This is a genomic window from Mesorhizobium sp. M1A.F.Ca.IN.020.04.1.1, from assembly GCF_003997315.1.
Lineage (GTDB): Bacteria > Pseudomonadota > Alphaproteobacteria > Rhizobiales > Rhizobiaceae > Mesorhizobium.
Map to the genome: position 1 here is coordinate 16,212 of NZ_RZSN01000066.1, position 12,226 is coordinate 28,437.

Sequence of the window (12,226 nt, forward strand, 5' to 3'; positions counted from 1 at the left end):
GCGGTTCACGCCGCCTCCCATCTCCACATCGAGATAATCACTCGCTCCGCGCAAAACCCGGCTCAAACCAAAGCGTCAACCCCTAACACACGGCAGAATCAGCATGATGAAGCCCCCACGACCCTCTGCCCTGCAGGCGGTGATGAAAGAAGCCAGGCACGCTGTAAGGCCGCTTATCTGGTTCAGCGCCGGTATCAACATTCTGATGCTGACCGGCGCATTCTACATGCTTCAGGTCTATCACCGCGTGTTGAGCAGCCACAGCTTGGAGACGTTGATGATGCTGTCGCTGATGGCGGCGGCAGCGCTCGCCACGATGGCGGGGCTGGAGGTGGTCCGCGCGCGTCTTCTGGCCAAAGTCGGGACATGGTTGAACGCGCGCTTGGCACCGGTTCTCCTGGCCGCATCGGTTGAATACGCCGCCTCGGCTCCCGGTCAGATCAACGCCCGCGCGCTGCGTGACCTCGACCAGGTGCGGAATTTCTTTACCAGCCCGAGCATCTACCCGATCCTCGACGCACCCTGGGCACCGATTTTCTTGGGCGCCATCTTCCTCATGCACCCTTGGTTGGGCTGGCTGGCAACCTGCGGCGGTATCGTGCTGTTCGCTCTGGCATTGCTCACCGAGTACCTGACCCGCAAGCCAATGGCGGAAGCCGCAGTCGCCCAGATGCGGGCTTACATGCAGGCCGAGCAAACGATTCGTAACGCCGAGGTCGTCCAGGCCATGGGCATGTTGAATCCCCTGCTCGAGAGCTGGAAAGCCCAGCAGGACGAGGCTAACAGAGGACAATCCCTCGCCAGCAACCGATCCAGCACCATCTCGGCCCTAGCGCGCGCTTTCCGGCTGGCCTTGCAGATGGCCGTTCTCGGCCTCGGCGCCTATCTGGTGCTGAGAAACGAAGCTTCACCCGGTATCATGATCGCCGCGTCAATTCTGATGGGTCGCGCATTGGCCCCGGTTGAACAGGCGATCGGCACCTGGAAAGCGACGATCGGGGCGCGGGCTGCCTACAAGCGTCTCGCTGCAATGGCCGGTCAGCGACCGGAGGCCACACCGGCCCTGCCGTTGCCGCGCCCGAAAGGCAAGTTTGAGGCCGACAACATTATGCTCGCCAGGCAGGGTGGCGAACCGATCCTGCGAGGGATCAGCTTCCAACTCAAGCCCGGCGAAGCAATGGCCTTGATCGGCCCGAGCGCGGCAGGCAAGACGAGTCTGGCGCGAGTGCTGGCTGGTACGTGGCGCCCGACCGGCGGTCGCGCGTTGCTCGACGGTATGAGCGTTGTCGAATGGGCGGCCGAGGATCGTGGTCGACACGTCGGTTACCTGCCACAGGATATCGAACTTTTCGCCGGTACTGTCTCCGAGAACATCTGTCGCTTCGCGCCGCTTAACCCGACGGTCTTCAACAACGTGGTCAAGGCCGCGCAATTGGCCGGCGTGCACGAACTGATCAAGGGGCTGCCGAAGGGCTATGCCACGGAGATCGGTGAAGGTGGTGCGGCGCTGTCGGGCGGACAACGCCAGCGCATCGGACTGGCGCGGGCGCTCTACGGCGACCCAGCGTTCCTCGTGCTTGACGAGCCTAACTCCAATCTCGACCACGAAGGCGAGCAGGCACTAGCTAGAGTCATTGGTGGGCTCAAAGCGGCGGGAACGACCCTGATCCTGATATCGCACCGACCAAGCATCTTGGACAAGGTCGACAAGGTGTTGGTGCTTAACCACGGCGCACAGGACCTGTTCGGGCCGCGCGACCCGGTGTTCAACGAACTCGCCCGCCGCGTCCGTGAGGCGAATCAGCTCCCGACCGTAGCGGCGAACGAAGACAGCGTCCCCAATCCGGCCCGCCGATACGCTTCCCAAAAACTGTCGCCAAACTTCAATCTTGTTTCCGGCGCCTTTCCCGGTCGCGATGCAGGTGCTGCGCAACCATCTAGCCAGGAGCAACCATGAACGTCGTCCCGCTACCCCGCCCGCCAGCCTCGGTGCTTGAACCAGTACCCCTGCGCCTCGGGGCCGTGAAGCTCACCGGGTTCGCAATCATGTTGCTGTTCTTCGGCCTAGGCGGGGGGTGGGCGGCGCTGGCACCGTTGGACAGCGCCGCTGTGGCACCAGGCGTTGTCAAGGTCGCCGGCGACCGCAAGCTCATCCAGCACCTCGAAGGCGGCATCATCGCGGAGTTGAATGCCGCCGACGGCGATATCGTCAAGGCAGGCAAGGTCCTCATCCGGCTCAACAGCACCCAGGCAAAGGCACAGCTTGACCTTATCCAGAACCGGATTGCGGCGCGCGAGGCGCTGGCCGCGCGTCTCAGGGCCGAGCGTGACGACAGGGCCGAAATCGACTTCGATCCGGCATTGCTTGCAAGTCCAGCCGCCGCAAGAGACGCGGTCGCCGCGCAGCGCGACGTGTTCGCGGCGAAATACCACAATTTGGAGGACGAGCGGAAAATTCTCAGCCAGCGCCGCCGCCAGGCCGCGGAAGAGATAACCGGGCTTGAAGAATTGATCGTCACCGAGGACAAGCAGATCGAAGCAATCGAAGGGGAAACAAAAGATCTCGAAAGTCTGCTCGAGAAGGGCTTGACCACGCGCGAGCGGAACCTGTCACTCAAACGGCAGCAACGGCAGATCGAGGGGGAGCGCGCCACCCACGTTGCGGCGATCGCTCGCGCCAGAAGCGGCATCTCCGAGATCGACATGCAGATCTTGAACCTCAACACTGTGCGGCTAAACGAGGCCGTCAATGAGTTAAGCAAGGTCGAGGCGGAGTTGTTTGACCTCGGACAGCAGGCGCGTTCGGCGAAGGACGTGCTTACCCGTACAGATATCGTTGCACCAGTTGATGGCATCGTCATGGACCTGAAGGTCCACACGGCGGGCGGTGTCGTGAAACCCGGTGAGACGTTGATGACGGTCGTCCCGCTCGGGCAACAGCTCGTGGTCGAGGCTTTGGTCAAACCGGAGGATGTCGAGACGATCGCGCCCGGGCAGCCTGCGCACGTCAGCTTCCCGGCCTTCGCCCGCTATAACCTGCCACCACTCGAGGGTCTTGTGGGGGTCGTGTCTGCGGACCGAATGGTGGATGAGCACAACGGGGCGCCGTACTTCGCCGCGACGGTGTTGATCGACAAGGGCGAACTCGCCAAGCTTGAGGGCCGCAAGCTGCTGCCCGGAATGTCGAGCGAGACGATGATCCGCACGGGTGCTCGCACCGTGCTTTCCTACCTAGCCGAACCGATCACGCAAAATTTCCGCCGGGCCATGCGGGAGAAATAGTCTCGGTGCATCGGCCCGGGGTCGTAATCAGGGCGGGAATTCACGCGTGCAACGCTCCAGTTACCGGATTGCGCCAGGACAGCGACCTTGGCCCCAGGCGGCAGGTCGCCAACGTCCTGCCACTTCAGATCCGTGCTGTCGGTCGAATGCCGAGGCTCCAGACACAAGGACTGCCGCGCGGCGATATGAGATAGCCGACAAGTGGACGCATAGCGGGCACGGGCTGCACGAGGTGGTGCCCTTCATCGTCATCCCAATCTTCGGCTTCTTCGCCAATGCCGGCTCTCGTTCGGCGGCCTGAGCTTCTCCGCCTTGGTCGAGCCGCTGACATTAGGCATCGCCGCTGGCCGCGTCGTCGGCAAGCTGATCGGCGTCGTTGGTTCGTCGACTTCAGCCATCCGGCTCGGCCTCGCCGACCTGCCGGTCAACGCCGGTTGGCAGCATATGATCGGCATTTCGCTTCTGTGCCGCATAGCTTCACGACGAGCCTGTTCATCGGCTTGCTCGCCTTCGCTTAGCGACCCGGCGCTCCTCGGCATCATTGTTTTACTGCAGAACACCATTCGCATTTCATTCCGGTGCCGTCACCATGGCCATCATTGCCACGTCGCCCCGCACATGCCACCGGCCCCACAACCCAGGACAACGAGTACGTCTACCCGCCAATCAATTGCTTCCTAGGCCTCCTGTGCCGAGCGCACAGCCTGCATCACAATCGCGCCGGAAGAAAGTCGGCCGAACAAACAATGCTGTTCAACCGCAGAAATCGGGAGTTCGCTGGATTTCATTGAAATTGCATTTTTCCACGAAAGTTCGCGCGGGCCGAAATAACTTCCGTGAAAGCACAGAGGGTAGGTACCTATGAATGCTCTGGGTATCAGACCACCCCTTCCCCCACATGCCGAACAAGAATTCGGAGTTGGGCAGCAAGTCGAACAGCTTGCTTTCGGATACATCAGCAGCAATCAGATTAGCTTCGTCTGCGCGATCAGATTAATTTGAGATTTCGAACGGACCCGCGTACGTTCCGAATTCAATTCTGATCAGCATGATTTGGGTCCCTTCGAAGTCGCGGACTGTGCACACCACATCGCGGTATCTACTGGGTGGCGGCCCGGCCACTAGTTTGCGAACCATCTCGAGTGCTCGTTCCTTGGCCGATTCGGGGCCAAGTAGTAGAGTCCCTTGGGCGTCGTGATAGACCTCTCCGGTGTCCCAAAGATCGAAGAAAAATCTAGGCATGTTGCCTTTCAACCGCAGGTCGCAAGTGTTCACCTGATATGGATTCGGGTCGTATCCATCGCCGCGGGCTCCCCGTAATTTTACACTGCCGGGCCTTTCGCGCGTAGAACATCCTGTTTTCGGCTGTTGATCCACCCGAGACTTGATAGGCGGGAACGGGACGGCCAAATTCCAGTGTTGGCCACGCGGGTTCAAGCTTTGAGCGCGAACCAAGGTCTGCTTCGGCGAATCGCAGCATCCGGTCATACCTCGAGCAACGGGTTCTGCGGCCGCCGCCGCTCATCCACCTCACCTGAATTCAGGAGCCGCCTGAAGTCCAAGAAGCAGGTCGGTACTCTAGAGGCTGCTCTCGCGGGTTTGCGGAAATCGCACCTGATTTGGTGGGCAATATCCTCCTTTTTGCCTAGCGCACGAGACAAAAGTACGACCATCGCCCGCTCAATGGAATTTGAACTTTTCTAAAATAAGCGTAAACTTTTCAAGCTCATGTTCTGAGCGGGAGGCACACAGGCAGTCAATAGCCTGCTGAAGAGGGGCAGTGTTGCGTATGCCCTCATTATCGATCTTTGGTGCCCGCCATTGGTGGGTCAGCGATGCGCGCAGGACGCATCCTCCGAGAAATGCCTGACGGGGCATGGAGCGAGGGAGCAGCGGCGGCTCCCCCCAACCCCTCTACCCCCTAATGCCAACTCACTAGCAAATCTGGTTTTAACGAAATGCGTGGCGTTGACACGAGTCAGCGCATGCGCGTTCACGCGGCGGGTGCCCAGCAACGTTGGGGCTGTATCGCGCCTGCCGCATTCAAGCGGAGGTTAAATCATGGCTGTGACAATCAACGTAGTCGGCACGACCTCAATCGACGAAACACCTGACTTGCAAAAGGACGATATCAGCCTTGCCAGCTTTCAGACAAACCATGCCAGTGCTCTCGCCGCCATCAATGCGGCTCTGACTGCCGACAATCTGACAGTCGCCGACGACGCGATCGAAATTGCCGGCGACAACAGCGTCGACATCACGCTGACAAATGCAACGAGCCCGGTTCAAAGTCTGGGCTTTGTGACGCTCGATTCGAACGGCCAGAATCCTGCGCCGGTCGACGGTCTCGACAGCGGCCAGCAGACGCTCGACGGCGATGGGATCTTCCTCTACACGGATCCGGACAATGACAACGTCCTCCTCGGCCGTGCGGGCTCGGGCACAGACGCAGACCCCGACGGTCAGATCGTTTTCGCGGTCTATCTCGAGGAAGTTACCGACCAGAACAGCGTGATCACCGGCGGCCAGCTCTGGACCGTGCTGTTCGAGCCGCTGGCGCATCCGGACGACCAAGATCCCGATGATTTGGTCGCGCTGCCCGACACTCTGGGCGTTGCCGCCACAGGCGAGCAGAACTTCAGCTTCGCCGGCGCCCCGGCCGGCAACAACCTGTTCATGGCCTTTGGCAACCAATCCAACGCCCTGCTGGTGACCGGCACTTCAAGCAGCCACACTGTCAACAGCAGCAAGGGCGGCGGCGCCACGACGCTCGGCACCGACGCGCAGGACGTTCGCGCCGGCAAAGGCATGTACTTCACTTATGTCACGGGCATGGACCCGAGTTTCCTCGCACCGAACCTGTCGCACCAGGAGGCGACCACTATCAATGACATCGACTTCACGGGCGTGCAGGATTCGGACGCAGCGTCGCTCACCATCGTCAAGCTGACCGGCGGCACCAGTGTATCGGTGAAGCTGACGGCGTTTACGACGGACGCCGAACCCAAGGGAGATTACTTCGGCGGGCTCACCGACGATACGGCAGTCGATATCACCCATGTCTATATCAACGGCACTGAGGTTTCGTTCACGACCAGCGGCGACGGGGTGATCGTGTCGGGGGTGCATGACGGCGACGTGATCAAATTCGAGACCGACGGCGATCACAACCGCGTCCTCGTTCAAAATGCCGAGCCGGCCGGATCGAACATCCACTTCAGCATCGGCGGGTTCTCGGTCGACAATGCAGTAACGGCGGCGGTGCCCGTCGGCGACCATCTCGAGTTCTACGACGATGGGCCGACGATCGCGGTTGCGGACGTCACAGACGGTGACTACACCGGCGGGGCCCATGGCACCTGGACTAACGATCCAGGCACCGACGGGCTTGGCTCGTTGAGCGTGAGCTTCGACAGTTTCGAGATCGATAGCCACGGCACCGTCACGACGACGGCCACCAATAGCTCGTTCACAGATAATTTGGACGGATCCTTCGACGGCTCGATCACCGCCGACTTCAACGGCGACGGCCAAGACGACACCGTCGGCTTTACGCTGACGCTGAATTCGGACGACACTTACGACCTCACCTTCACGACCCCCCCGACGACCACAACCACCTTCTCGACGGACCAGGGAAGTCTCGATGCGGGCGGCCCGGATCCGGTACGGACCTTGACGATCGGCAGCGAGGACGTCGTCTTCTCCGCGGTCAAGGCCCTGACAGCGACGGGTGACATAAAGGCATTCCTCAACGCCAGCGAGGCCGATATCCAGACGAACGCAGGGTACCTCAGCCCAAATCAGATGAACGTCAGCACCGCGGGCATCGGACTTGCTGACAACCTGTTCGAGGGCAACTCCATCGCAGGGATCGATGGCGCCACGACCTCGGGCGGCAAGGTCGACGAAAGCTTCGTGGTCGACCCGGAAGGCACGGTGAGCAGCATGACCGTGATCATCAACAATCAGACGAACGGCGGGTACACACCTATCAACAACACTGAGCAGCTCTTCTACCGCATCTACTTCAGTGACGGCTCAGTGAGCTCGCCGGTCAAGGTGGAACAGGGCGATCTCACCGTGACAAGCAAAACGGCCAGCTTCACGCTCGGCGATCCGGATGGGCCAAACGATATCGACGCGGTCCAGCTCATCATGGCCAAGGGCACCATCAAAGTTCCCACCATCACGTTCACCGTATCGACCGAGTTCTCGCCGCAAGATCTTGACCTGAACTTCACGGCCGAGCTCTTCGATGGTGACCAGGACAGCAGCCCGGATCCATTCACGGTCCATGTGGATGCCGCCTGAACCTCTAACGAGCCCGCCCCTCCTGGGGCGGGCTCGTTCCCTTCCGGATCGAGCTTCCCAAGCGGAGCCCATACCGATGCTCAAGCAAACCAGCAGTTCCCGCCTTGCGCAGGTGATGAAAGCGGTCCGCAGGGAGTTCCCACTGCTGATCATCCTGAGTTGCCTGCTCAATCTGCTGCTCCTTGTCTCGACGATCTACATGCTCCAGGTCTATGACCGTGTGCTTTCGACCGGATCGCTGGACACACTTGTGTGGCTGACCGTGATCGCCCTCTTCGCGACCGCCACCTACGGTGTGCTCGAACAGTCACGGCGGATGGTTCTGGGCCGTGTCGCGGCCTGGGTGGACTGCGAGCTGAACGCTCCCGTCCTCAAGCGCGCGATGGAGGCGCGCCTCGAGGGCGAGAACCTGCAGGGCGGAATACGGGACGTCGGCAATCTCAAGAGCTTCTATGGAAGCGACGCTGCGCAGGCATTTCTGGACATGCCCTGGAGCGTCATTTTTCTGGTTTTCATGTGGGCGCTGCATCCGGCGATCGGCATTGTCGGCACCCTCGGCGCTATTCTGCTCTTCGGGCTGGCGATCACCAACGATGTTTTGACCCGCGAACGCCAGAAGCGTTCAGCAGCCGACGCACGCACCAGCCAGGACAATGCCATCAAATTCGTCGACTCCGGCGAGACCATTGGTCCGCTCGGCATGGCTCGGCAAGTGTTTGAGAACTGGCGTCTCCGCCATTCCGAGATCGCTGCGGAGCAGCGGTCGCTCCAGGACAAGACGACTGTGATTCTTTCCCTCTCCCGCAGCGTCCGCGTCGCGCTTCAGGTGGCGATACTGGGTGTCGGCGCCTACTATGTTCTTGCCGGCTCGATCACCGCCGGAGCAATGATCGCGGGTTCGATCACCATGGGGCGCGCGCTCGCGCCGATCGAGCGCGCCACCGCCGCCTGGCGCGCCTTTGTGGCCGCAAGAGGAGCGCATGCCAACCTGAAACAGCTATTCGAGCGCGTCGATCGTGACGGCAGCGAACGCGTTGCACTTCCACGGCCGAAGGCCAGGCTATCCTTCGAGGATATATTCTATGTCCCTCCGGGCAGCACGGAGCCGTTGCTCCAGGGTATCCGCTTCGCCTTGGAGCCCGGCGAGAATTGCGCCGTGGTGGGGCCGTCCGGTTCCGGCAAGTCGACGCTATGCCGCCTGGCCGTCGGCGCCTGGAAACCGGCAAAGGGCCACGTCCGGCTCGATGGAGCGGACGTGTTCGACTGGCACCCTGAAGATCTGGGTCCGTATATCGGCTACCTGCCGCAGCAGGTTGAGTTCCTTCCAGGCACAGTCGCGCAGAACATTGCCCGCTTCCGTGAAATCGACAGCCGAGCGCTAATCCGTGCGGCTCAGATGGCAGGCGTGCACGAGCTGGTCCTTGCCTTGCCTGCCGGCTACGAAACAGACATAGCGCTCCACTCGCGGCGCATCTCGCAAGGGCATCGGCAGCGGCTGGGCTTGGCGCGCGCTTTGTACGGCGATCCGGCGCTACTGGTCTTGGACGAACCCAATGCGAACATGGACGAGGCTGGCGATAAAGCGCTCATCGAAGCCTTGGCCGCTCTCAAGCAGCTTAAGGTCACGGTCCTGATCGTCACCCATCGCGCCTCTGTGTTGAAATCCGCCGACAAGATTGCAGCGCTGGACCACGGTACGCTGGCGGGGTTCGGTCCACGCGATCAACTGATCAGGCCGGTGCCGTCTCTGATGCCTGCCAAGTTGCCTTTGCAGGCTGTTCCGTCTCAGTGGCAGGCTTCGCCCCCTGCCTCGGAGCAGAAAAGGTCCGCAGCGGAGTGAACAATGCACGACCAACCTGAAGCCGTGCGTGCGATTATTAGCTGGTTGGGAACCCTATTTTCCCACATAAGCGAAGTTCTGCAGTCGGCTCTCACCTCCCTTATCGCGACCGTAAATCGCCAGTTGGCTGCTTATGGTCTCGAAGCGAGTAACACTTCGATCATGCTGGCGATTGGCGTCGTGACACTTCTGGCGGCTGCGATACTCATGCGGCTGCTTGGCTCAGGAGCAGCATCCCGGAGAACAGGTGCTGCCAAGTCTCTCGCGGACACAACGCGCTTTCCTCGTCGACTGGGCATCATGGCAGCAGCTCTCTTTGTGATGGTCCTGGCAGGCTGGAGTGTTTTCGCCCCGCTGGCCAGCGCAGCTCTGGCTCCCGGGGTCATCAGCCCCGACGGCCATCGACAAACCGTCCAGCATCTGGAGGGCGGGATCATTCGCACCATTCACGTTCGAGAGGGTGACGTGGTCAAAGCCGGGACGCCGCTGGTCACACTCGACGATACCAGGGCCAAAGCGCTCGATGCTGAGCTTCGCGAGCGGTTTTTGTATCTGCTGGCAAGCCAAGCCCGACTTGAGGCGGAACAGACTGAGGCCGACGACATAGGCTTCCCGCAAAAACTGCTCCTGGACTCGAACGAAATGAAGAAGGTCGTCGACGGGCAACGCCAGTTGTTTCTTAGCCGGCGCGCCGCGCATCAGGGCCGGTTGCAAATACTAGACGCCCGCATTCGACAACTGCAGGAGCAGAACGTCGGACTTCGGGAGATGATCAAGGCGGAAGACGAACAGACGGCCTTGATTGACGAAGAAATGCAGGGCGTCCAGACCCTTATCGACAAGGGGCTGGAACGCAAGCCGAGGCTGCTGGCGTTGCGGCGCGGGAGCGCCGACATTGCCGCCACAAAGGCATCAAATCATGCGAAGATTGCCGAGAATGAACAACAGATCGGAGAGACGCGCCTGCAATTGGTCACGGTTGGCGAGGAACGCCAAGAGAAGATCGGTTCGGAACTCGCCGAAGTTCGCCGGGTCTTGGCGGAAGTCAAGGGCCAGTTGCCATCGCGCGAGGATATGCTCATTCGCACTGTTATTCGTGCGCCGATCGACGGCACGGTGATGAATGTGCGGATCAACACTGAGACGGGCGTTGTAGCGCCCGGACAGCCACTGCTCGATATCGTCCCCGACGGCAACCATTTGGTGATCGACGCCCGGGTGCGCCCCACGGATATCGAGCGCATTAAACCCGGAATGTCGGCACGAGTGGTCCTGACCGCATACCGGCAACGAAGCCTGCCGCTCATCCATGGCAGGCTGCGCTCCATTTCCGCTGACTCGATGGCGGATGAAAGAACCGGACAGCCGTACTTTCTCGCGAAAGTAGATGTGGCTCCTGAGGACTTGGCTGCCTTGCAGCAGGTGACGCTCATGCCCGGCATGCCTGCCGAAATAATGCTCATGGACGGCGAACAGAGCGTATTCGCCTATCTGCTTGGCCCTGTCCTCGACAGCGCGCGGCGGAGCCTTCGCGAGAATTGAGCCTGTGGGTTCAAACATGGATCACTTCTCATTGGAAATTCCGGCAATTCCGGGTCTGTTCCCAGCAGACATCAACACGCGGAACCCCAGCCAAAGGCGGACAAGCGCATCCAAACCATTTGATGCAGGGCGCGACTTCGCGAGAACGGTCCAGAGTGTTGAGCGCATCAGTCCCGCCAGCAAGTTCGAGTCATACCGAAGGGCTGTGAAGACCACAACAAACGGGTCCAGGGGCCGACGTCGAGCACGTGCCACGCCCCGCGAAGGTTTAGTTTTTCGCGTACACCGTCTTGGCCGGGGCGGTCGAGCCCTGCCGGCTCACGTCATCTTAGGGGGAATACCGCAAGCTGGGATTACACGAGCATTGGGTGAGACGCGACTGCCGCCTTTGTATTCGGAGGGTTTCTCGTTCTTCGCTCCCTGTCGGTACGATTCAGGTTGCTGCGATTCAGGCCGAGGCTGGGCGTTTTGTGATGAGCGGTGAAGGAAACATGATATCCGCACTACTTTGGACTCCGGGCATTGGCGGTAGCCTTGGGACCGAATTGACTTGGTCCGGCTCCGGGTCGTCCCTTTTGACGATCGACAACCGGCCGGTCCCATCGGCTGGAACTGGCGATCCAAATGCCCATGAGCAGTCCCACGACAGCACGCCAAGGGCTTCGACGTTGGAACAAGCGACTCCCGGCTGCGACAGCCCTGATACCGGAATCGACAAAAGCATTCATCGCGATGGCGCGGATCAAGCCGCGACCATGATCAATACCCTCATTGCCGCCTGCACCTCCACAGGCGGGATCAATGCCGGCCCGAACGGCCTTGCCGAAGCTGCAGCCAGAATTGGCATTCACCTCGACGGCACCTTTTCTGACACCGTAACAGGCTATGGCTCGGGGCACCGTGCGGGCCTTCCGGACACTACTTACCCGGCCATCAGCGCCGATGCGGCATCCAACACCGGCACGACCGCAACGGCGAGCGCATTGAACGCCGCCAATGCTTTGGGGGCCGACCCGGTGTTCGAAACGAGGGTCGCGACCGCAGGGGACGACGTCGAGGAGAAAGGTTCCGGCTCGATTTCGACCAACATCAACGATCTGGAGTTGGGTTTTGACAGCAGCACCCGCCAGACGGTCGGTCTCCGCTTCACCGGTATCGACATCCCGCAAGGCGCGATCATCACCAGCGCCTACATCCAGTTCCAGGCCAACGAGGTGAAGACCGGCGCGGCCTCGCTGCTGATCAAGG

At 60.8% G+C, this 12,226-nt stretch carries 5 protein-coding genes and 2 pseudogenes; all 7 read left to right on the top strand.

Going from position 1 to position 12,226, the window contains the following annotated elements; genetic code table 11:
• Nucleotides 1-142: 142 nt before the first annotated feature.
• Nucleotides 143-1,957, top strand: coding sequence for a type I secretion system permease/ATPase (locus EOA49_RS15445; protein ID WP_245460670.1), 1,815 nt, complete (start codon nt 143-145; stop codon nt 1,955-1,957).
• A complete protein-coding gene (locus tag EOA49_RS15450) occupies nt 1,954-3,282 on the top strand; it encodes an HlyD family type I secretion periplasmic adaptor subunit (protein ID WP_127239579.1) in 1,329 nt (442 codons plus the stop codon). The genes EOA49_RS15445 and EOA49_RS15450 overlap by 4 nt, the downstream gene beginning before the upstream one ends.
• A 217-nt stretch (nt 3,283-3,499) precedes the next feature.
• Nucleotides 3,500-3,797: pseudogene (locus EOA49_RS15455) on the top strand (Na+/H+ antiporter NhaA); the annotation flags it as partial.
• 1,546 nt (nt 3,798-5,343) lie between these two features.
• Nucleotides 5,344-7,596 (top strand): hypothetical protein, encoded by a 2,253-nt coding sequence (locus tag EOA49_RS15460; RefSeq protein ID WP_127239580.1) that lies wholly within the window; start codon nt 5,344-5,346, stop codon nt 7,594-7,596.
• A gap of 76 nt (nt 7,597-7,672) precedes the next feature.
• Nucleotides 7,673-9,436 carry a type I secretion system permease/ATPase gene (locus tag EOA49_RS15465; RefSeq protein ID WP_127243236.1) on the top strand — a complete coding sequence of 588 codons (1,764 nt, stop codon included), beginning with the start codon at nt 7,673-7,675 and terminating at the stop codon, nt 9,434-9,436.
• A 3-nt stretch (nt 9,437-9,439) separates the two neighbouring features.
• Entirely contained in the window at nt 9,440-10,978 is a 1,539-nt protein-coding gene (locus EOA49_RS15470; RefSeq protein WP_127242133.1) for an HlyD family type I secretion periplasmic adaptor subunit, read from the top strand.
• A gap of 575 nt (nt 10,979-11,553) precedes the next feature.
• Nucleotides 11,554-12,226, top strand: a pseudogene (locus EOA49_RS15475) (hypothetical protein); the annotation flags it as partial.